Here is a 20,630-nt window from a genome sequence, read left to right as displayed (position 1 = left end):
AGGCATCAGCGCGACGTGCCGGAGTTCACCAGAATCTTGGACACACGCACGAGCAAGCACATCGGCAGGAAGGCCCTGACCGGTCGGGCGAGCCACCCGTCGCGGGAGGCCGCCCGGCCGGGCCGTGAGGTTACTGACTTCGGCTCGTCAGGGTGAGGTCGGGTTGCCGAGGGTGAGGCCGGTGCCGGCTGTGAAGCCGTCGAGGGTTTCGGGCCGGTGCTGGAGTCGTTTGAGCCGGTTGCGGACGAGGACCTCCAAGCGGTCCAGGGCGACGACAGCGAGGTTGGCCAGGCTGCGCCTGACGTGGGCCCACACGCCCTCGACCGGGTTCAGGTCGGGCGAGTAGGCGGCAGCAGGAACACCGTCAGCCATTCCCGTGCGTCGATCAACTCTCGCATCGTGCGGGAGACATGGGTGTTGAGCCGGTCCCAGACCAACATGATCGGTGCCTTGATGAGCTGGTGGGTGCCGTCGGGCAGAACGATGAAGTCGCGCTCGATCATGCTGCGGCGCTTGCCCTTGCCCGCCGGGTGGGCGATCAGCCGATGGCACAGCCGAGCCCGTGAGCCGGGCCGCATCGCAATCAGCCCGGCCACCGACAGCCGCCCCGAGCGGCGTCCACTCACCGTCACGACCGGGGTGTGTCCGCGTCGTCCCCAGCTCCGGCCTCGGGGCGGTCGGCGGGTGAAGCCTGCTTCGTCCTCGAAGCAGATGTAGCCCCCGCAGGCCGCCCGGGCCCTTTTACCTCCGCCCAGGTCGCCTCCTTCCACACCTTCACCGCCTCCTCGTCGCGTTCGGCGACCTGCCGCACGGGGACCTGTGGGGAAGGGGCCGAGTGGTCCCGACCCTGTTGGCGGTCAACGGCGACCAGGTGCGGGCCTGGACTGGAACCGCACTGTCCCTATGCCTGGCGCGGCTGTTGGGGCCGTCGGACTCGCTGCGGGTGGTGCGTGCGCTCCGCGACCTCGATGTGCTGCGGCCCCCGAGCCGCCGAGGAATCCTCAAGGCCGTGCCGGGGCTGGCCCTGGGAACATTTCTGGTCACCGGCGGCCTGGCAGCCTCACCCGCGCAGGCTGTGACCCGCGCCAAGGGCAGTAAGGCGTCGCGATGGGTGAAGGCCAACCTCGGCCGGCTGCCCTCCGGCTACTCCGAGTTCGCCTCCTACCCCGCGGACTATCGGCGCGCCATTTACGGCGCGCTGTCCGCTTCGGCTCGCAGTGATCTGTGGGTGGCGCACTTCGCGAACTACCGGAAGACACATCGGCGATCGTGTTTGTGGCCACGTCAGGCTGCACGTGGCAGCAGCTGCCCACTGCTTCCTTCGGGCCATCGGGGGCAACGGCTCATCGGCGTTTCTCCGAGTGGACGAAGGCCAGGGTGTGGGCCAAGCTCCACCGCCTGGTCCTCGACGAGCTCGGCGCCCGCGGCCAGTTGGATTGGTCCCGGTGCGCGATCGACTCGGTGAACATGCGCGCCCTGAAAAGGGGGACCTGACAGGTCCAGGTCCGAATCCTGTCGACCGGGGCAAGTACGGGGTCGAAGATCCACCTGATCACAGAGCGCACCGGTCTGCCCCTCTCCGTCGGAATCTCGGGGGCGAACCTGCACGACAGCCAGCCTTGATCCCCCTCGTGCAAGGGATACCCCCGATCCGCTCCCGCCGCGGACGCCGACGACGCAAGCCCGGAAAGCTCCACGCAGACAAGGGTTACGACTACTCCCACCTGCGACGATGGTTACACCAGCGTGGCATTCAGCACCGCACCGCGAGGAAAGGAGTCGAGTCCTCACAGCGACTGGGCCGCCACCGCTGGACCGTCGAACGCACCATGACCTGGCTCGCCGGCTGCCGCCGGCTCCGTCGACGGCCAATTCGTCCAGGTCGTCGCCCAGGACGTGCAGCGGCCCAGTGGCGCCGCACAGCGAGCACTCCAGCAGCAGCGGCCCCACCACGCAGCAGCCTCCTGTCGGTCCCAGCCCACCGAGCGGGACGCGGGGGTCCAGGCAGGGGCGGCAGTGGGGCTCGATGCCGGAAGATAACGAACAAGAAGCGGCGCCCGCCCCACTCCTCGTCCTGCAGGGGTGCACAAGCTCCTCTCCTGCCGCGCAGGCAGTGGTGCGGGAGCACTCCGCAGGGACCGAGAGGCGACTTCACGTCACCACAGGGGGTTGTATGAGCACGGACAGCCGGATAGGACTGTCCGCGTGACTGATCAACGCAGCTTCGCCCGTACCGTCATTGCGCTCTCCCTGGCCGTGATCGCCTGTTGTGCGCTCACTTTCATCATCATGCTGCTGGCCGGGAGTCCCGCCGTGCAGCCGCAGCGCGTCCTGGATCAGGACGCGCTGGCGCGGGCCGTGCTCAACAACGTCAATTCCGCCGACTTCGCCAAGCCCCCGACCATCGACGATGTCAGCTGCCCCGCTTCCATCCCCGTCGAGGCGGGCCGGGAGTTCGAGTGCAAGGTCGACGGCGTCGGCGACGGCAGCAGAAGCGGCCATGCCTGGGTCAAGGTGAAGATCAAGGACGATCAGGGCGGCCTGTCACTGGGCTGAGGAACAGCAGAGCGAGCGGGACCGCAGCCGTGGCACCGGGGCCGTCCCGGCCCCTGCTGGCGACAGTGGTGGACCGCCTATAGTCCCAGGCCAGAGGCAAGACCGTCAAACACCCCGAGACTCTCAAGGCCATCCGCAAACCCGGAAGATCTTGGTAGATAAAGAACTTCCCAATGACGATGTCAAGCCGTAGTTGTGATGTTCGGTCGTGCTTGGTAGCACGCTCCGTCGCGGATCATTGCCCACAGAACGTTGGCTCTGCGACGGGCAAGGGCAAGGGCAAGGGCAAGGGCAAGCAGAGCCTGCTTGTGTTACTTCCCTTCGTTCCGCTCGCGCCAGTAGTAGCGGTGCGATGCGGGGCACGATCTCGGGCTGGCCATCGAGGAGAGGCAGAAGGCCCGAAGCAGGCCGCGGTGGTAGCGGCGGGGCCTGCGCATGTTGCCGCTGACACGGCCGGAGTCACGAGGAACGGGGGCAAGGCCGGCGAAGGAGGCCAGGCGGTCGGGGGTGCCAAAAGCTGCCATGTCTCCCCCGGCGGTGGCAATGAACTCGGCGCCGAGCAGGGCCCCTATGCCGGGCAGACTGCGGATCACTGTGGAATGCGGATGTTCGTGAAACCGAGCCTCGATGAGTGCGTCGAGCTCGGCGATCTCCGCGTCGAGCGCCGTCACCCCTTTCGCCAGGCGAGCCACCATGGCAGCCGCCAGCTTCTCGCCGGGCAGTGAGGTGTGCTGAGAATGGGCTGCCTCGACAACGGTCTCTGCGAGAGCGTCCGCGTTCTTGACCTTGCGGTTCTTCAGCCAGGTCCCGATCCGGCGGGCACCGATGCGGCGGATCGCGGCCGGTGTCTGGTAGCCGACCAGCAGGACGACCGGGCCTTTCTTGCTCAAGTTCAGCGCCCGTTCCAACGCCGGGAAGATCTCGTGAAGTTGAGCTCGGAGCCGGTTGATCTGCCGGGTGCGAGCGTTGACCAGGTCAGTGCGACGGACGGTGAGAGTGCGCAGGTCGACGGCTATCTCGTCGCCGGGCCGCAACGGACCGAGATCCTTGCGCATGCGGGCCTGATCGGCGATGACGAAGGCGTCCTTCTCATCCGTCTTGCCCTGGCCCCGATACGCGGTCGACGCCTGGTGCACCGCCAGGCCAGTGATATAGACCATCGGCTGGTCGTGGCTGAGTAGCAGGCCGATCAGCAACGCGGCGCCACCATGGTTGATGTCCACCGCCCACAGCGTCTCGCCGGAAAGCGCCAGAACGTCTGAAATCAGCTCCAGCAGAGCCGTCTCATCATTGAGGACTCGGCGTGAAACCCGCCGCAGCCCTCGCGGCATGAAACCCCACTGTCACCTATCCGTGCAGCAGTCCCAGGCTTTCTGCAGCCCGGGAATCGAAAGATGTCACAACCCTGTACTCGAACAGACTGAAGGAATCGATCTCCTCCAGCACTGCCCTTACTGACTTCGGCTCGTCAGGGTGAGGTCAGGGTGTCGAGGGTCAGGCCGGTGCCGGCTATGAAGCCGTCGAGGGTGTCGGGGCGGTACTGCAGGCGCTTGAGCCGGTTGCGGACGAGGGCCTCGAGTCGGTCGAGGGCCATGACGGCGAGGTTGGCCAGGCTGCGTTTGACGTGCGCCCATACCCACTCGACGGGGTTGAGGTCGGGCGAGTAGGCGGGCAGCAGGAACACCGTCAGCCAGGCTCGCTCGGCGATCAACTCGCGCATGGCGTGGGAGACGTGGGTGTTCAGGCGGTCCCAGACCAGCACGATGGGCGCCTTGACGAGCTGGTGCACGCCGTCGACCAGAGCGATGAAGTCGCGCTCGCTCATGCTGCGGCGCTTGCCCTTGCCCGAGGGGTGGGTGCGCAGGCGGTGGCACAGCCGGGTCCGTGAGCCGGGCCGCATCGCAATCAGCCCGGCCACCGACAGCCGCCCCGAGCGGCGTCCGCTCACCGTCACGACCGGGGTGTGTCCGCGTCGTCCCCAGGTCCGGCCTCGGGGCGGTCGGCGGGTGAAGCCTGCTTCGTCCTCGAAGCAGATGTAGCCCCCGCAGGCCGCCCGGGCCCTTTTACCTCCGCCCAGGTCGCCTCCTTCCACGCGGTGACGGCCTGCTCGTCCCGCTCGGCCACCCTGCGCGCGGGGACCTGCGGGCTGAAGCCGAGCCGGTGCATCAGCCTCGTGGCGCCCGAGACGCTGTACGAGACGTGGAACTTCCGCCCGATCAGCATGGCCACCCTCGCCGCGGTCCACACCTGGTCCTCCACCCAGCCGTGCGCGGCCGGACCCTGCTCCAGATACGCGGCCAGCTTCTCCAAGCAGCGCGGAGACAGCCGGCACCGCGACCCACTCGGACCGCGTGACGCCAGCGCCCCGACCCCGCCCTCGCGCCACAACTGGTGCCACTGATAAGCCGACTTCAGACTCACCCGCAGACGCCGTGCCACTTCCGGCGGCTTGACCTCCTGCTCGAACAGCTCGGCCGCCTGCATCCGCACCGACTCCCGACGCACCCGTCCCGCAACGGTCAGCCCGCCCCCATCCGAATACCTCACACACCATCGAATACAGCCACCACACCAAGCCCGTCAGGGACTTGGGAAAAGTTCACCCTGACGAGCCGAAGTCAGTAACAAGGGATTAGGCGGGCGGGAGCAGGAACTCATGCAGGGACCGCCGCACCTTGTCCAGGGACTCCTCGAGTTCCTCGGGGTCGTCGTGGCGTAGGGACCAGGTGACGCCCCGCAGTTCACGTCGGACTCCGGCGAGCCTGGTCTCTTCGTGCAATACCTCGTAGTCACAGGAGTTCCGGGCCGCATAGGCACTCATCATCTCCTCGGCGAAGCCGCGGCCCAGGTACCAGACGCCGCACAGATCGACCGCCCGCGGGCCGACCCTCGCCTCGTCCCAGTCCAGGACGCCGGACAGCCTCCCGGAGGTGTGCAGGAGGTTGCCGGGCCAGACATCGCCGTGGATCGGCACGACCTCGGCACCGGCGAGCCACCGCCGATAGGCTGTGGCCCACCGTTCGAACACCTGCCGCTCGCGACCGGCCAGCCGGTCCGCGGTGGCTGCGGCCGTCTCGGCATCGAGGGCGTCGATCGCGCGTCCGGCCCCGTCCGCCCCGAGGATGCCCAGCAGCGGTTCGTCGCCGCAGTTGTGCAGCACCGAGACGAAAGCGGTCAGGTCGCCGGCGAACGCTTCACGATCCGCGCGAGCGACGTCGTCGTCCACGACAGCGCCTGGCAGCCTCCTGAGAAGCACGGCGCCGAAGGGCAGCCGCGGCCCGGTCGGAAGCATTCCGAGCACCTCGGGGACGGCCAGCGGCAGGGGCGGCAGTCGCCGCAGGACCTCGGCAGTGTGCTTGCTTCTGTCCTTGGCCTCGGGAGTGCGCGGCACCCTGATGAGGACGTCGGTGCCGACCCGGAGCACGACGTTCGAGAAGCCCCAGCCCACGATTCCGACGGGATCCCCACTCCACGGGAACGGCAGGTCCTGCAGGCTTGATGCGACGGCTTCGAGCGTCGCGTCAGGGTCGAGGAGCATGAGCAGTCCTTGGCTGTTCAACGGTGTCGGCGTAGGCCCAAAGGTCCGGGATCACGGCGCGTTGCGATGGCAGCACGGCGGCAGTTTCGGCGGCGAGAGCCAGGTCATTCGCTTGCTGCTCAGTCAGGTCTGGCATGCCCACAGAGTAGGGAAAGGCGGTCGCCACCCGTAGAAAGAGCGGCGGAGTTCGCCTGTACGGGGCCGCGAGATGCGATTCCTCCTATTTGGCGTTCCACTCGTGGGGGTCGTCGAGCGTGGTGTCGGGGTCGTGGATGCCGGCGGCTTCGAGGAAGACGACGAGGTCGTGGTCGGAGTGGGCGGGGCCGGAGCCCGGACAGGCTGGGGCCCGTCGTGCCCGTCGGCCGACGCCGAGAGGCCATCGCGAGCGTCGCCTCGAACGCACTGCGCGGCACCCTCAGGCCTCTCGGCCCCCTGGTCCAGGAGGTCCACGACGCGCTGAGGTCCGTACCGTCACCCCCTTCCGAGATCAGCGTCACGTTCGGCGTACAGCTGAGCCAGGACCTGAAGTTGGGCATCGTCAACGGCAACGGCCAGGCCCACCTCACGGTCACCGCCACATGGAACCCCCCGACACTCTCCGAGCCAGCCGCTGCCACCCCCCAGCCGCGAACGCCGGTTCTTCTGCGACACAGGGGCCTGTGCAAGGGCGTCGTTCGCCGAGCAGATCCCCAATCTGACCTTCTGCTACGGAAGGTCGACCGTGCTGCTGCGGACCGTCCGTGAGGCCATCGCGCTCGCGCTCGGTGGCCGGGCGGCCGCTCGGCTGACCGAGACCCAGGCCATCGGCCTGGGCAAGGACGCCCCGCTCCGCCTGATACAGGCCCTGCCCGACCCAAAACCGGCACCCGTGCGGGTGCTCGGTGTTGACGACTTCGCGCTGAAAAGGGGCAGCGTCTACGGCACCGTCCTGGTCGACATCGAGGGCCGACGCCCAGTCGATGTCCTGCCCGAACGCTCCGCCGAATCCCTGGCCGACTGGCTCACCGCACACCCCGGTGCCGAGATCATTTGCCATGACCGCGCCCGCTATTACGCCGAGGACGCCGACCGCGGTGCTGGCACCGCAACACAAGTCGCAGACCGCTTTCACCTCTGCAAGAACCTCGGCGACGCCACCGAGCGCCTGGTCAAACGGCTCCGTCCGCACTGGACCTCACCGTCACCGGAGAAGCAGCCGGCCACGCTGCCCGAGAAACCCGAGGGCCCACGCACCCGGCAGACCCGTGAGCGGCATGCCGCCGTGCACGCGCTCATGGCCAAGGGCATCAACCACACCGGCATCGTCGCCGAGCTCCGCCTGGAGCCCAAAACCGTCCGCAAGTTCATGCGCGCGGACAGTCCAGCTCGGGATGCCAAGGTCCGCCTGCGAGCGGCCGGCCGTCCGCGGTCTCGGGCCCGTCGCCCGGGGAGGCGGGCCACCGGCGGTCGCCCTCGTCGTGCCAGAGCGGCCGGTGGTCGACACGCAGGCCGAGGATCTCCGGTCGCGCGTAGTGGCCGCGCGAGTCGACCCAGACCTTGACGGTGTCGAGGTCGTCGAGGTTGATCGCGGCGGTGACGAGCCGTTCCTCGGGGCCGGTGTGCGGGCCTGCGAGATACTGGGTGAAGGGATGAATCACCGCCGACCAGCCGCCGCCCGCGGTGATGTGCTCCTGCGGGCCGAGGGCGGACGCCATCCAGCGCAGACATGTCTGGTCGACCGGGTTGCCTGCGGAGACCACGAACGCCTGGGCGGTGAGAGCGTGGGCCTTCATCATCGCGTCGATCTGTACGTCGGCCACGGTCTCGAAGCCGGCCATGGTGGACAGCCCGGGCCAGGCCGCCGCGTGGATCTCCTGCCCCTGGGCGATCAGGGCCTGCCGGGCCAGGTTCATGGTGTGCTCCCAGCATGCCAGTCCGCCGATCCGGCCAAGCGCGCTGTCGAAGACCCGGAGCGTGGCTCCGCCGCCCTGGGCCCACACGATCCGTTCCGCGTAGGTGGGCTGGAGCTTGCGGTGCACTCCGAGCAGGGTCCCGTCGGGGTCCACGAAGACCTGGCTGTTGAAGCAGGTGCGGGTACCTTCGAGGCGTTCGCTGACGCCGAGGACCGCCCCGGCGCCGGCCCGTCGGCAGGCCGACTGGATCCGGGCGATCTGAGGTCCCGGCACCTCGACGGACGCCCCGGCGTAGGCGGCGTTGACGGCCTGCTGGTCCAGCGGGGCGTACGCCTCGATCCAGTACGGGTAGCCGGGCACGAAGGCCTCCGGGAACACCAGCAGGTCGACGCCTTCCCGGCCGGCCTGTTCGATGAGGGCGACGGCCTTGTCGACCGTCGCCTCGGTGTCCATGAACACTGGCGCGGCATGGACCGCCGCGACCGTTCGTCTCCCGGCGGCGGGAGAGGACATGGGATCCTCCTTGAGAGCGGCGCGACCAGCGGGCCCGATGGTGCGGGCTCGTCGGCGAACGGCGGATGAACAGCAGCGTCCGGGCCCGTCGCCCGGACACACCGGCCCCAATGTGCTGTTCGGAGGCGCACCGGCCGCGCGGACGCGGCTGGAATGAGGCCGGTCGCGCGCAGTGTGCCACGGTTCGCTGCCGCTCGTACGGGACTTCGCCGCAATCCCCCTCCGGCGCGAGTCTGTCCTGGCGGCGCAGTATGTGTTCGGTCGTCCGGCTCCCTTGCCGAACCGCCAGACCGCTCGGGGCGGGTCGGTGGGTGCAGCCGGCGCGGACCGGCCAGGGCTGGCTGGGTCGGTCCTTGTTCCAGCGGGTGGGCAGCTCTGAGTCGTCCTTGCACAGGCAGCGCTGGCCTCGGTGCTCCGAGCCGTGCGCTTCCTCGTCGGGCTAGGCTCGAGCGTGGCGCCCTCGTCGGCGGCTGTGAGGTAGGAGCCCGGGTCCTGCCGCAGTCTGATCGTGCCGTCGGGCCGCGTCCGGCAGTCCCGGGCCCGGGTACGTGGCGGCCCTGGGGTCGCCCTCCGGGGCGACCGAGGATCGCAACATCCGCCGTTTCACCACCGCGCAGCCGAACGGCTGGGTGGCGGTCGCCCTTCAGAGTTCAGAGCGACCGAGGATCGCAACTCCGTCGTAGTGGGGGTATCGAACTGGCGACCTCGCGTATTCAACTGCCGCAAAGTCCGCCCGGCTCCCCGGGCACGTAGTCACTCCGCGAGCTCATCCGCCTGCGGTGTGTCCCCCGCTCCCGGGCTATGCCGGGCCCTCAGCCGATGGGTTGGCCGCTCTTCGTCGTGCACAGCACCGCCTTCGTAAGGGTCGAATCCGTCCTCGTGTCCATGGAATTCAGCCGGTTTTTCAGCGCTGTGACCTGCGCGGACATGCCCGGACGTGAACGGACGCAAACGGACATCAGATCACCAACCCACTCTGGTCTTCCACTCGTTCCCAGACGGTTGCGGGGACTTGGGTGTGGTCGAGTCGTCGTAGCACCTGAGCGAGGCCGGCCGTTCGGGTACCGCTTGCCGGGGGCTTTGTGCAACAGGGTGAGCACGAGGTCGTCCCAGGCGGGTGGGATGCCCGCGGGGATCGAGCTGGGTTGGGTGAGTCCTGAGTGAGGTGCGCCGACAGGTAGCCCACGGTGTCGGGTGCCAAAAACGACAGCTGGCCCGTGATCAGCCCGAAGGCATTGCTCACGGCCCCCGTCGGTGCCCGGACCACCATCGAGCGCATCGAGCCGCTGCACCATCCCTGGGTGCTGCGCGCCCACCTGTCGGAGGCGACCGGGCTCCCTGAAACGGTCATCGTGAAATGCCTCCGCCCCGAGGGATACGGCCTCCGCTCCGCCGAGGAGCTGACGCGGTGCGAGCACGCCGCGCTCGCCTTCATCGCCGACGACCTCCGCCTCGACCTCGCACCAGGCCTGCACGCCGCCTCACCGGACTCCCGCCTGCTCGTGCTGGAGGACCTGCACCCGCGCACCGAACTGGCCGAACTGCTGCACCGCGACGGCCACACCCCGGCCCTGGACGCCGAACTGACCGCCTTCGCCTCCTCGATGGGCGAGCTGGCCGCTGCATCCGCCGACCTGCGCCGCGCTGTTCAACGCCCGCCGCACGGCACTGGGCACCGGCGCTGACCGACTGGGCGACTGGGCGACTGGGCGACTGGGCGACTGGGAACACGCCTACACCGGCCTCTGGCGGAACGGGCTCACCCGGGCCGCCGCCTTCGGCGTCCCGCTGCCCGCCGCCGCGGAACGCGATCTGGAAGCGGCCGTGGCCGAACTGGCAGATCCCGGCCCATTCCTGGCCCTGACCAACGGCGACACCGAGTCATACAACTTCCTGACCGGGCCGAGCGGCGGCGGCCGGCTGATCGACTTCGAGGGGGCGGGCTTCCGCCATGCCCTCACCGCCACGACCAGCTTCACAGTCCCCGGCCCGGACTGGTTGGGAGTGTCGGGGCCGGGCCAGGTCGAGGCGTTCCGCCGAGCCCTTGCCCGGACGGTCCCCGAGGCCGAGGACGATTCCCGCACCCAGATGGTGGCCCTGCTGGAATCCGGAGCCCGCACCGCCGAGGCGCACCGGGTACTCCCCCACCTGGCGGCCTGGTGCCGGTCCACGGCAGCCCTGCTGCGCCGCCGCTGGCCCGACACCGACATCGACACCGCCGCCGTCGCCCCCTACACCTGGCGTGAACGGTAGGGCGGAGAGCCGGACGGTCACCGCCGTGGAGGTGCCGATCATCCGCAGTGGTTCAGGGCTCGGGTGAGTTCGCGGTTGGCTGCCCGGGACGCTTCGACTTCCTCGGTTCGCTCGTCGAGTATGCCCTGCTTGTCTGCGAGCCCTGCTTGTCTGCGAGCCCTGCTCGTCCGCGAGCTCCTGTTCCAGTGTGGTGATGCGGCACTGGAGCTGGTCGATGGCTCACCGCCGGATCTCCCGCTACGGGTGCAGCACGACCTTCGTGTAGCCCTCGATCCGCTTGTCGAACTTGTCGTATGCCGAGGGCGCCTGGTCCAGGGGCAGTTCATGCGAGACGACGAAGTTCGGCTGCGCCCGGCCCTCAATGATCATGTCGCGCAGGTACCGGTTGTAGCGCTTCACGTTGCACTGCCCCGTCCCCATGCGTAGGCCCTTCTCGAAGAGTTTGCCGATCGAGACGAGCAGCATGCCGTGCTTGGCCTGCTCGTCGGGGCCTCCGGGGTCGGACGGAACGTAGAGGCCTGGCACGCCGAGCACCCCGGTGGCCCGGACCGTACCGATGAGCGAGTTCAGGACTGTCGCCGGTTCCTCGTGGTCGGAGCCGCGCGCCGCCGCCTGGTAGCCGACGGCGTCGACGCCCTTGTCCGTGCCGATGCCTTGGGTCTGCTCCTTGATCTGCTCCACGGGGTCGCCCTCGGCGAAGTTGACCGGAATCGCACCGATCTCCCGGGCCTTTTCCAGCCGCTCGAAGACGCGGTCCACGACGAAGACCTTCTTCGCGCCGCGCAACAGGGCCGAGTAGGCGGCCATGAGCCCGACCGGCCCGCCGCCGTACATGGCGACGCTCTCACCTGGGCGGACCCCGGCGAGTTCACAGCCGTGGTAGCCGGTGGGGAAGATGTCGGCAAGCAGCATGAAGTCGGTCTCGTGCTCCTCTCCTGGCGGCAGCTTCAGACAGTTGAAGTCGGCGTACGGAACGCGCAGGTATTCCGCCTGGCCGCCTGGCCAGGGCCCCATGGCGACATATCCGTATGCACCTCCCGCAAAGCCAGGATTGACGGTCTGACAGAATCCGGTGAATCCCTCGACGCAATTGGCGCAGAATCCGCAGGCGACGTTGAAGGGCATGACCACGCGGTCGCCCGCCTTGAGCGAGGTGATGCCCTGACCGATTTCCTCGATGATCCCCATGTTCTCGTGGCCGAAGACGATGCCTGGTTCGGCTGCGGTTCGACCCTCGTACATGTGCAGGTCCGAGCCGCATATCGCGGTGGACGTGATCTTTACGATCACGTCGTTCGGGTGCTGGATCCTGGGCTTTTCGACGTCTTCGACCGCCACGGTGAACGGTTCTTTGTATACGACGGCCTTCATGGCTGCCACCTCCGCTCGGCGATGCACACTTTTCACCCGCCCCCGACTGCTGCATTTCGCGTGACTCATCTCTCATGATTCTCCGGCTTGAACCGATGGACAACCCGGTAATATCGCGATGAATAGATGAGTATCCACTGCCCTGGCATCGCACCGAAATCGAAAAGGGAGGGCGCAAAGTGGCTGCACAACGCCTCGGGACCCTGCTCGTCCCAGTGCCTGGCCTGTCCGGCACGACGTACCCGCCGGGAACGACGGTGACTGTCCGCGGTCGCGGTGCAACTGTCGATGCCTTCATCAACGGCGACTGGCTACCACTGTCGTGGTGGGAATTCTCCGACGGCCTCCGCGAGGACATCGCCGACCGTTGACCCCGGTGCGGGCGCTGGTCCGGGCCAGCGCCCCGGGCTCTTGATCATTCATCGATGCCGGAGCGCTCCGCGCCCGCAACGATGTGGCGCTGGAGTACCAGGAAGATCACCAGCAGGGGCAGGATCGACACGGCGGCTGCGATGAACAGCTCGTGCAGGTTGACCGTCTGAGCCGTGGTGAAGGTTGCGAGAGCGACCTGCACGGTCCAGGCGTCGCGCTGCTGGCCGATTACCAGTGGCCAGAGGAACGAGTTCCACGAGCCGATGAAGACGATCGCCCCCACGGCGGCGAAGACCGGCCGTGTGTTGGGGACGACGATCCGCCAGTACGTACGCCAGTTGCCGAGCCCATCCACCCTGGCCGCGTCCTCCAGCTCCCGGGGAAAGCCGAGGAAGTACTGCCGGAAGAGGAAGGCTGCGAACGCGCTGAAGAGGGTGGGGACGATCAGTCCGCGCAGGGTGGAGATCCAGCCGAGCGACGAAACGAGGACGAAGCTCGGGACGAAAGTGACGGCGGACGGGATCATCAGGGTGACCAGGAACGCGTAGAAGACCTGGCTCGCATAGGGATACTCGATGCGGGCCAGCCCGTATCCGGCCATCGAGGCGAGCAGCAGGGTGCCGATGGTCGTGAGGACGGCGATCACAGCCGAATTCCACAGGGCGTGCAGCATGGGGACACTGCTGTCGTTGAACAGTTCCCGCAAGTTGCCCCACTGGAGGCTGTGCGGGAAGAACGTCCAGTCCGCCCCGGTGATGTCCGCTTCGGTGGCCAGGCCGTTGCGCAACAGCAGGTAGAACGGGACGAGGAAGAGCACGGCGAGCGCGATGAGCAGTACGAGCCGCAGTCCGCGCGCGAGCCGCCGGAAGTTATGGGCCGTGGAGAGCCCCGTTGGCTGATCCGTCGAGTGCTGTCGCATACGTCAGTCCTCCTGGCGTCCGAGACCGAACCAGCGCGCCTGTACCACCGCCACGACCGCGATGATCAGTGCGAGGATCACCGCGCCGGCGCTGCCGAGGCCCAGGTTCTGTCCCTGCCCCAGCGCCACGTAGTACAGGTAGACCAGGGGCGGCCTGGCGTAGGGCGGGTAGCCGCGTGCCGTCGACAGCAGGTTGTAGAACTCGTCGAATGCCTGGAAGGCGTTGATCACCAGGAGCAGGACGACCGCGACGGAGGTCGCACGCAGTTGCGGGAAGGTGATGTATCTGAAGACCTGCCAGCCGGGGCGGGCGCCGTCGACGGCCGCCGCCTCGTAGAGGGTACGTGGGATTCGCTGGAGTCCGGCCAGCAGGATCACCATGTAGAAGCCTGCCTGGAGCCACAGGCGTACGGTCACGATGACCAGCCAGTACCAGGGCGGGCTGGTGGTCGACAGCCAGGCGATGTCCGAGCCGCCGAACCATCCCAGCACCGTGTTCGCCAGCCCGAACCGTACCCCGTTGAAGATCGACAGCTTCCAGACCATCGCGGCGACGACGTACGAGCAGGCGGTCGGCAGGAAGAAGACCGACCGGAAGAACGCCTGGGCGAAGCGCAATCCGGCGACCATCAGAGCGAGGGCGAGCGATAGCCCGTAGGTTGCCGGAACGATGAAGAGCGAAAAGACGACGAAAGTGACGAGGCTGGAGATGAAGGACGGGTCGCCAAGGATCTCGGAGTAGTTGTCCAGGCCCACGAAGTCGGTCGGTGTCACCGTGTTGTGGGCGTCGAAGAAGCTGAGCCACACGCTCCACAGCAGCGGTACGTACGTGAAGAGGGCGAGCCCGGCGGCGAAGGGGCCGACGAAGACCCAGAACCACAGGTAGCGGTTCTGGGGACCCAGCAGTCGCCGTCCCAGCGGCCTTTTGGCGCCTTCAGTTGTCTGCGTGGCTATGACCGCACCCGCTTCAGCTCGGCGTTCGCCGTCGCGACGACCGCCCTGATCTGGGCGTCCGGGTCGGCGCCTTCGGTGATGATCCGGCTCAGGGCGTCCTGGTAGGCGGTCTGGCTCCGGGCGGTCCACAACAGGGGTTGTGCGTAGCCGTGTTCGGTCGTGAAGCGGACGGCTTCGGCCGCCGCGCCCTTGGCGAGTCCGGCTGCCTTCTTCACCAGCGAGATCCGGGCGGGAATGTGGAAGCCGTAGGACAGCGCGAAGTCTTCCTGGTAGTCGGTCCGTTCCACCCATAGCCACTTCACATATGCCTTCGCCGCGTCGATGTGGCTGCTGTGCGCGCTGACGGCCGCCCCATAGGCACCGACCGGTACCGAAGGCCTGCCCTGTGCCCCGTCGCGGGGAAAGGGCAGGACGCCGAAGTCGTCGCCCAGCGCCTTCTCGATCTGTGGGAGAGCCCACAGTCCCGTCCACTGCATGGCGGTCAGGCCCTGGAGGAACGCGGACGGGTCGGACCAGTCGGTGGGGGCTCCGAGCAGCAGGGAATCTTCCTTGTGGAATCGATGCAGTTTGCCGAGGGTCCTGGCGGCTTGCGGATCGTCGAATCCGACCGCTCCCTCGGAGGTCACCAGTTCCAGGCCTGCGGCGCGAAGCGGGGTGGCGCCGAGCACGCCGGCTCCCCCGTCGTTGCCGAGGAAGAGGCCTTTGACATCCTTGGTCGTCAGGGCCCTTGCCGCGTCGACCAGTTCGTCAAGGGTTTGCGGTGGCCTGACTCCGGCCGCGGCCAGCAGGCTCTTTCGGTAATAGAGCATCTGCATGTCGATGGCCTGGGGGATCCCGTAGACCTTGCCCTTGTACGTCTTGGGAGTGAGGACCGCGGGGTTGAAGTCATCACGTACGCCGTCCAGGAGATCGGTGAGATCGGCGACCTGCCCACTCCGGATCTGGTCCAGGGTCGGACTGCCCTCGAAGACGTCCGGTGCGTTCTTGGTCAGCAGTGCCGCGGCCGTCTGCTGGTCATAGTTGCCGGGCCGCCATTCGATCGTGATCTCCGCCTTGCGGTAGGCGGCCGCATATCGTTTCACCGCCTGTTCGGTCCCGGCCTCGCCGTACTGGTGGTACCACTGGTCGAGGGCGGGGCGATCGCCCGCTCCGCCGGCACGGCCGGTGTTGGAACCGCAGGCGGCGGTGAGTGCGAGTGCGCCCGAGGCGGCCAGCAGATACCGGCGGCTGATGCTGTTGGCTGTGGTGCTTGAGTGGGGCATGGTTCATCAGTGTGGCGCCGATACGTGTATGAGTTGTTGCCCGCCCATGAAACGGCCAGTTTTAACCGAAGGGGCGGTTCGATCAGAGTCTTCAACGGTCAAATACAGCCAGGGATGTTCAGACCGTCGCCGTCATGAGTCGACGGCCCGGCTTCGTGAACGCCGAGCCGGAAGAGACAACGGCATCGGGTCCGCGCGACGCGCCACGCCTGTCCGTGCCGGACGCCGGACGGCTGCCCGTAGGCGGTGCTGGGCGCGACCGGCGGTCAGGCGGCACGGTCGCCGCGCTGCTGGAGGCCGGGGTGCAGTGCGTGCCGTGGTGCGTGATCCCGGCAGCGGGCAGGCCGCAGCGCCGGCGTGCGCGCCCGGCAGGTCGAAGCCGAGGCTCCGACGGCCAGTTGAGAAACGAGGACCACGGCAGTGACACTGGGCTACACGCCACCTGGCGGTAGCTATACGGGAACAAGGCCTTCACCGTGCGGACGACGCCGACGGCGGCGACTGACCATCTGACCAGAGCCAGGAAGGGCGTTGCGTCATGGCCATCAGCTTTACGAGCGGTGGAGTACCCGAGGCCGAAGGTCCGGTGAATCGTCCGCCGGGCTTTTTCGAGCAGCCGATCTGGACCGGGCTCGGGCTCCTGGTCGTCTGTGCCGGTCCCCTGATCCTGCTGGCCGGTATCAGCGGGTACGTCCCCGACGACGACAGGCTGGGTGTCGTCCTGACCGGCCTCGTCTGGACCCCTCTCACCGTGGTCGTCCTGGTCCTGGCCATCGTCGGCACTGTGCGGGACCAGCGCGTGTGGCGCGACCTGGACACGGCCGGTGTGCGCGTCATGGGCAAGGTCACGTCCGCACAGCGCGTGTGGTGCGGCGAGGACGACCGCTGCACCAGGGTCCGGATGCTGGTCACCGTGCCGGGCCGGCCGCCGTTTACCACGAGCCACCTCGTCTCCGGGGAGGAGATCATCGAAGTCGGGACGAGCATACCGGTCGACGTGCACCCGATGCGCGACCTCTTCCGCCTGGTCGCCGACCCGTCCACGGGTGGGGCGTCCCGGTAGTTCTCCCGCAGCAGGCAACGTTCTGGTCGAGCCGGTCGGCTGTGCTACGGGGACCCCCATCACCGGGAAGCCGCAGAGAGACGTCAGTCGTCCGGTGCACGGGCTGGTCACGAACCGCACGGGTGCGTATCCGCGGGCGGTGAGGGCGAGCGCGGCCGGGCGGCCGAGGGCGACATCGAGCAGCGCTGCCCACACAATGCCCAGGGCGTGCCGGATCAGGACCCCGATCTGCCCGGCTCAGCTCGGTAGTGTCGATGCAGGACAGCAGACGTAGCCAACGTGCCCAATACTCCAGCTGTAGATAGTGATCAGGCGTCGTGAGACGCTGCCCTTCGTGATCGCCAAGCTGCAGTGTGTGGTGTTGGACTGTGCCGATGTCGTTGAGCTGTCCCGGTTCTACCAGTCGCTTCTCGGCGGCATAGTGAACCAGCCGGATCCGCGGTGGTCGCTCGGCGAGGGCTGGGCGACGCTCCACACCGACGGTGGGTTCGTGCTGGCCTTCCAACGCGTGGAAGACCATCGGCCGCCGCGGTGGCCGGACTCCGCTCACCCCCAGCAATTCCACCTTGACCTGGGGGTCAAGGACCTGGAACGAGCCCAGGAAGACGTTTTCAATCGGGGCGCCACACTGCTCGACGAGGGTGACGGAAAACGGAGTTGGCGCATCTTTGCGGATCCGGCAGGACACCCGTTCTGTCTCGTCCGGGACTGACAGGGGACACCGAAGGGGTGCGGCCACCGCTGATCATCGTGAGTTGTGTGGACTAACACTAACGATGAGACGGTGGCCGCAGGCCACAGCATAGATCCCGCCCAATGGCGGGAGGCGTTCGAGGTGGCCACCAAGCCGGAACTGGCCCGCACGATGATCGAACGCTTCCTGGGCGCCGGACACCACGTGGGCTGGGTCACCGGTGACGAGGTCTACGGCGGCAACCCGAAACTGCGCACGGCTCTGGAGGAACGAGGAACGCGGCATCGGCTATGTCCTCGCGGTGGCCTGTTCGGCCGAAGTGGCCACCGGAGCCGGCACGTTCCGCGCCGATGCCCTGGTGAAGAAGGTGCCGAAGCGGGCCTGGCAGAAGCTCTCGGATGGGCGCGGTGCGAAGGGACAGCGGTTCTACGACTGGGCCGTCATCGATCTCACCGAGGCGGCGCCGGGCAGCCGCCAGCGCCTGATCCGCCGCAACCGCACCACCGGCGAACTCGCCTACTACCGCTGCTCCTCACCCCAGCCGGTGCCGCTGACCGAGCTGGTGCGGGTCGCCGGATGCAGATGGCGTGGGGAAGAGGCCTTTCAGACCGAGAAAGGGCTGGCCGGACTCGATGAGCACCAAGTCCGCCGCTACCCCTCCTGGACCCGCTGGGTTACCCTCGCGATGCTCGCCCACGCCTTCCTGGCCGTCGTCCGCGCCGACGAACACGCCCGCAACTCCGCCCCGGACGGGCTGGTCCCGCTTTCCTGCAACGAGATCCGGCGCCTGTTCATCACGCTCGTCGTCCAGCCCCTCCACGACATCGCCCACCGACTCGGCTGGTCCGACTGGCGACGCCGCCATCGGCAGCGATCACGCACCAGCTATACCAGCGACAAGCCGCATCCCAGACATGAAGATCACGATCTACAGCTTCGCCGCCTGTCGCGTCCTCGCATCCGGCAACACACCTTGCCCCGATGAGGCGGCGGAGGACGGATTCTCACTGCGCGACTGGGCCGCACACACCACCTGACAGTGCCCGCCAACCGCGGTCGTCTGTTTCCGTCCGAGCGCGCGTCCGGTGAATCCTCGCTTTGTTCCCAGACGCACTGTCTCGTCGTGCGCTCGCGGTGTTTGCCGACGCAATAGAGCTCCGATACAGGCGGCACAGAAATGAAACCCGGATCACCCTGTTGCGATCGAGGGCCGCGGACGTGCCGACGCTCACCGTCAATCGTGACGTCGCGTGACTCTGCACGACCGGGAATCTCGGCCAGACCCGCGAAGAGGCTTCACGGCCGCCGTGAGCTTTCCATCCCGAACACGGCGTCTACCCGGTCGGAAGAACCCCCACGGCCGCACCCCGACCTTCCGGACCGTGACCGGTGTGAGCAGGCGTGCTCCTTCCTCCCGCCCCGGCACGAGACGACCACCCGACCGCAAGAACACCCGGCCCGCCCCATGCCACGACGTGCACGCAGTCTGCATGCCAGACGACACGACAACGGCCCTGACTGCGACGGGTGTTCACGCCCATCCTCCGTCCCTGCCCACTCGGGGATGCGGGGACCTTGGACGCCCTCTTGAAACGGCGTCCTAAAAAACCCGGCGAACCTATGCAGTCACAGCACTATCCGGCCTGCTTGGAGCAGATCTGGTCATTGGTGGGCAGCTTGCCGGTGGCCAGGTACCGGTTGACCTTGTTGTCGACGCAGCGATTCTCGTAGACGCCGTAGATCGCGTGCCGGTTGGCGCCCTTGAGGGTGACCAGCTTGGAGCTCGGCAACAGGCCGTGCAGGGAAACGGCACCCTTGTGCGGGGTGCGCGGGTCGCCGGTGGCGGACACGATCAGCATTTTGGCGTCGAGCTTCACCTCGGTGGGTTCCTCGCGGGGCCTGTCCCAGAAGGCGCACGGGCTGATGTTGTTGGTCAGCGCGCCGAAGCGCGGGTACGCGGCACGGCTGCGCTCGATGTCCCGCCAGTAGACCTCGGGGTCGCGCGGGGCCGCCCTGTCCCCGCAGATGATCGCGGACTGCACGCTGCCGTGGTGCGACTGTTCGGCGGTCATCGTGAACCGCAGGGTCGCGGCGAACTGCGGCGACAGCCGGGTCAGCTGCCCGGCCGCGGCCTTGTTCAGCACGGACACCTGCTCAGCGAGGGATGCCCGGGAGGTGTCGGTGTCGCTGTCGCCCCCGACGAGTAGGACCAACGGGATCTGGGAGTCGTCGAGTTGGAAGCTCTCCGGGGCGGTGCCGACGGTCAGCGGGCCGCGCGCGGATGCCTCGATGACGCGGTCGATGGTGGCGAGGACCTGGGCGCGGGTGCGGCCGAGGCCGTAGGTGTCGTTGCGGACGGCAGCCCAAGTGGCCCAGTCGGCTAGCACCTGCTCGTTCTCGCCGACGGCGTCCTTGAGCAACCGGGGGCCGTACCGGCGTGGGTCGAGGGCACCGTCCAGGATCATGCGGTCGGTGCGGTCGGGGAACATCTGGGTGTACACGGTGCCCAGGTAGGTGCCTTACGAGTAGCCGAAGTAGGAGATCTTCTTCTCGCCGAGCGCGCCGCGGATGACGTCCATGTCGCGAGCCGTGTTGCGGGTGCTGACGTGCGGCAGCACGGAGGCGTTGGTGGCCCGGCACTTGTCGGCCAGATCCTTCTGGAGGGCGACCTGGCGCTCGAAGCTCGCCCGGCTGAGACCGGCCGAGAAGAGATTGGTGCCGCCGGACCAGCCACAGTCCAGCGGGGTGCTGCGGCCGACGAAGCGCGGGTCGAAGCCGACGACGTCGTATCGCGGGCCGGTCTCCTTCATCCGCGCGTGGAATTCCGGCGGGGACTCAAGAGCGGTGCCACCGGGACCGCCGTTGTTGAGCAGGATCGAGCCGATGCGGTGCCGGGTGTCGGTGGCCTTGAGCCGGGATATCGCGACCGTGATCGTACGGCCCCGGGGGTCGGCGTAGTCGAGCGGCACGGCGACGTCCGCGCACTGCACGTCTGCCTTGTCCAGATCGCGGCCCTTGGTGTCGCCCGGACCCTTGGCACAGTTGCCCCAGCCCAAGCGCTGATCGTAGTAACGGTCGAGCCCGGCTGCGTACTTCGGCGCGGTGGGGGCCGCCGTTGCCGTAGCGGTGGGGGCGGCGCCGAGGCAGGCGGCGAGGGCGAGGCCCACGGCCGAGGTGCGGCGCATGGCGGGACTGGGGGTGATCACGAAGTCTCCTTGAGATGCTGGGTGTTGAGGTCGGGAG

17 protein-coding genes and 6 pseudogenes are annotated in these 20,630 nt (G+C 68.0%); 11 read left to right on the top strand and 12 right to left on the bottom strand.

Going from position 1 to position 20,630, the window contains the following annotated elements; all coding sequences use genetic code 11:
* Positions 1-147 precede the first annotated feature (147 nt).
* Positions 148-770, bottom strand: a pseudogene (locus tag OG520_RS39205) (transposase).
* Positions 771-1,251: 481 nt separating this feature from the next.
* Here OG520_RS39205 and OG520_RS39200 point away from each other — a divergent pair.
* Together OG520_RS39200 and OG520_RS39195 are read left to right on the top strand one after the other, a co-directional pair.
* Positions 1,252-1,868, top strand: a pseudogene (locus OG520_RS39200) (IS5 family transposase); the annotation flags it as partial.
* A gap of 337 nt (positions 1,869-2,205) precedes the next feature.
* The gene (locus OG520_RS39195; protein WP_406016326.1) at positions 2,206-2,556 is read left to right on the top strand and encodes a DUF4333 domain-containing protein; all 351 of its coding nucleotides are present in this window, start codon (positions 2,206-2,208) and stop codon (positions 2,554-2,556) included.
* 182 nt (positions 2,557-2,738) lie between these two features.
* Here OG520_RS39195 and OG520_RS39190 read toward each other — a convergent pair.
* The 5 genes and pseudogenes from OG520_RS39190 to OG520_RS39170 form a co-directional block, all read right to left on the bottom strand.
* Positions 2,739-3,878 (bottom strand): annotated as a pseudogene (locus OG520_RS39190) (IS110 family transposase); the annotation flags it as partial.
* Between the two features lie 146 nt (positions 3,879-4,024).
* Complete coding sequence (locus OG520_RS39185) at positions 4,025-4,591, bottom strand: transposase (protein WP_123469483.1); 567 nt, start codon at positions 4,589-4,591, stop codon at positions 4,025-4,027.
* Positions 4,507-5,079, bottom strand: coding sequence for a winged helix-turn-helix domain-containing protein (locus tag OG520_RS39180; RefSeq protein WP_406016670.1), 573 nt, complete (start codon positions 5,077-5,079; stop codon positions 4,507-4,509). Before OG520_RS39180 ends, OG520_RS39185 begins: the two co-directional genes overlap by 85 nt.
* A gap of 109 nt (positions 5,080-5,188) precedes the next feature.
* Positions 5,189-6,094 (bottom strand): phosphotransferase family protein, encoded by a 906-nt coding sequence (locus tag OG520_RS39175; protein WP_406016325.1) that lies wholly within the window; start codon positions 6,092-6,094, stop codon positions 5,189-5,191.
* 220 nt (positions 6,095-6,314) lie between these two features.
* Entirely contained in the window at positions 6,315-6,497 is a 183-nt protein-coding gene (locus OG520_RS39170; RefSeq protein WP_406016324.1) for a hypothetical protein, read from the bottom strand.
* On the opposite strand from OG520_RS39170, the gene OG520_RS39165 reads away from it, so the two are divergent.
* Both OG520_RS39165 and OG520_RS39160 read left to right on the top strand, forming a co-directional pair.
* Complete coding sequence (locus OG520_RS39165; protein WP_406016323.1) at positions 6,446-6,838, top strand: CU044_2847 family protein; 393 nt, start codon at positions 6,446-6,448, stop codon at positions 6,836-6,838. The two genes, OG520_RS39170 and OG520_RS39165, sit on opposite strands and share 52 nt — an antisense overlap.
* Positions 6,816-7,253 (top strand): annotated as a pseudogene (locus tag OG520_RS39160) (transposase); the annotation flags it as partial. The gene OG520_RS39165 and the pseudogene OG520_RS39160, both read left to right, overlap by 23 nt.
* Before the next feature lie 184 nt (positions 7,254-7,437).
* On the opposite strand, the gene OG520_RS39155 reads toward OG520_RS39160, so the two are convergent.
* Positions 7,438-8,499, bottom strand: a complete 1,062-nt coding sequence (locus OG520_RS39155; RefSeq protein WP_406016322.1) for a carbon-nitrogen hydrolase family protein — start codon at positions 8,497-8,499, stop codon at positions 7,438-7,440.
* A gap of 1,187 nt (positions 8,500-9,686) precedes the next feature.
* Here OG520_RS39155 and OG520_RS39150 point away from each other — a divergent pair.
* Entirely contained in the window at positions 9,687-10,184 is a 498-nt protein-coding gene (locus tag OG520_RS39150; RefSeq protein ID WP_406016321.1) for a hypothetical protein, read from the top strand.
* Between the two features lie 139 nt (positions 10,185-10,323).
* Positions 10,324-10,752, top strand: coding sequence for a hypothetical protein (locus tag OG520_RS39145; protein WP_406016320.1), 429 nt, complete (start codon positions 10,324-10,326; stop codon positions 10,750-10,752).
* Between the two features lie 237 nt (positions 10,753-10,989).
* Here the strand turns inward: OG520_RS39145 and OG520_RS39140 are convergent, their stop codons facing one another.
* Positions 10,990-12,123: a glutathione-independent formaldehyde dehydrogenase gene (locus tag OG520_RS39140; protein ID WP_406016319.1), complete on the bottom strand. Its 1,134-nt coding sequence runs from the start codon at positions 12,121-12,123 to the stop codon at positions 10,990-10,992.
* A gap of 179 nt (positions 12,124-12,302) precedes the next feature.
* On the opposite strand from OG520_RS39140, the gene OG520_RS39135 reads away from it, so the two are divergent.
* Positions 12,303-12,494, top strand: a complete 192-nt coding sequence (locus tag OG520_RS39135) for a hypothetical protein (protein ID WP_093545857.1) — start codon at positions 12,303-12,305, stop codon at positions 12,492-12,494.
* Between the two features lie 44 nt (positions 12,495-12,538).
* Here the strand turns inward: OG520_RS39135 and OG520_RS39130 are convergent, their stop codons facing one another.
* From OG520_RS39130 to OG520_RS39120, 3 genes are read right to left on the bottom strand one after another with little or no spacing between them, the layout of a single operon-like run.
* Positions 12,539-13,414, bottom strand: coding sequence for a carbohydrate ABC transporter permease (locus OG520_RS39130; protein ID WP_406016318.1), 876 nt, complete (start codon positions 13,412-13,414; stop codon positions 12,539-12,541).
* 3 nt (positions 13,415-13,417) lie between these two features.
* Positions 13,418-14,368 carry a carbohydrate ABC transporter permease gene (locus OG520_RS39125; RefSeq protein WP_406016669.1) on the bottom strand — a complete coding sequence of 317 codons (951 nt, stop codon included), beginning with the start codon at positions 14,366-14,368 and terminating at the stop codon, positions 13,418-13,420.
* Positions 14,365-15,630 (bottom strand): ABC transporter substrate-binding protein, encoded by a 1,266-nt coding sequence (locus OG520_RS39120; RefSeq protein ID WP_399337943.1) that lies wholly within the window; start codon positions 15,628-15,630, stop codon positions 14,365-14,367. The genes OG520_RS39125 and OG520_RS39120 overlap by 4 nt, the downstream gene beginning before the upstream one ends.
* Positions 15,631-16,216: 586 nt before the next feature.
* Here OG520_RS39120 and OG520_RS39115 point away from each other — a divergent pair.
* The 4 genes and pseudogenes from OG520_RS39115 to OG520_RS39100 all read left to right on the top strand — a co-directional run bounded on the left by OG520_RS39115 (position 16,217) and on the right by OG520_RS39100 (position 18,424).
* Positions 16,217-16,693 carry a hypothetical protein gene (locus OG520_RS39115; RefSeq protein WP_399337937.1) on the top strand — a complete coding sequence of 159 codons (477 nt, stop codon included), beginning with the start codon at positions 16,217-16,219 and terminating at the stop codon, positions 16,691-16,693.
* A gap of 334 nt (positions 16,694-17,027) precedes the next feature.
* A complete protein-coding gene (locus tag OG520_RS39110) occupies positions 17,028-17,405 on the top strand; it encodes a VOC family protein (protein ID WP_406016317.1) in 378 nt (125 codons plus the stop codon).
* 48 nt (positions 17,406-17,453) lie between these two features.
* Positions 17,454-18,305, top strand: a pseudogene (locus OG520_RS39105) (transposase); the annotation flags it as partial.
* On the top strand, positions 18,302-18,424 hold the full coding sequence (locus OG520_RS39100; RefSeq protein ID WP_406016316.1) for a hypothetical protein: 123 nt from the start codon (positions 18,302-18,304) through the stop codon (positions 18,422-18,424). The pseudogene OG520_RS39105 and the gene OG520_RS39100, both read left to right, overlap by 4 nt.
* A 597-nt stretch (positions 18,425-19,021) precedes the next feature.
* Here the strand turns inward: OG520_RS39100 and OG520_RS39095 are convergent.
* Positions 19,022-20,572: pseudogene (locus tag OG520_RS39095) on the bottom strand (alpha/beta hydrolase).
* Between the last annotated feature and the right edge of the window lie 58 nt (positions 20,573-20,630).

It is taken from the genome of Streptomyces sp. NBC_00984, assembly GCF_045162475.1.
In the GTDB taxonomy this organism is placed as follows: domain Bacteria; phylum Actinomycetota; class Actinomycetes; order Streptomycetales; family Streptomycetaceae; genus Streptomyces.
The sequence above is the reverse complement of the archived record's forward strand: the minus strand, read 5'-3'. Positions and strand labels throughout refer to the sequence as shown.

Excerpts from the sequence above, each read along its gene's own strand:
- OG520_RS39130 (WP_406016318.1), bottom strand. The coding sequence starts at position 13,414 with ATGCGACAGCACTCGACGGATCAGCCAACGGGGCTCTCCACGGCCCAT.
- OG520_RS39140 (WP_406016319.1), bottom strand. The coding sequence starts at position 12,123 with ATGAAGGCCGTCGTATACAAAGAACCGTTCACCGTGGCGGTCGAAGAC.
- OG520_RS39100 (WP_406016316.1), top strand. The coding sequence starts at position 18,302 with ATGAAGATCACGATCTACAGCTTCGCCGCCTGTCGCGTCCTCGCATCC.
- OG520_RS39175 (WP_406016325.1), bottom strand. The coding sequence starts at position 6,094 with ATGCTCCTCGACCCTGACGCGACGCTCGAAGCCGTCGCATCAAGCCTG.
- OG520_RS39120 (WP_399337943.1), bottom strand. The coding sequence starts at position 15,630 with ATGCCCCACTCAAGCACCACAGCCAACAGCATCAGCCGCCGGTATCTG.
- OG520_RS39155 (WP_406016322.1), bottom strand. The coding sequence starts at position 8,499 with ATGTCCTCTCCCGCCGCCGGGAGACGAACGGTCGCGGCGGTCCATGCC.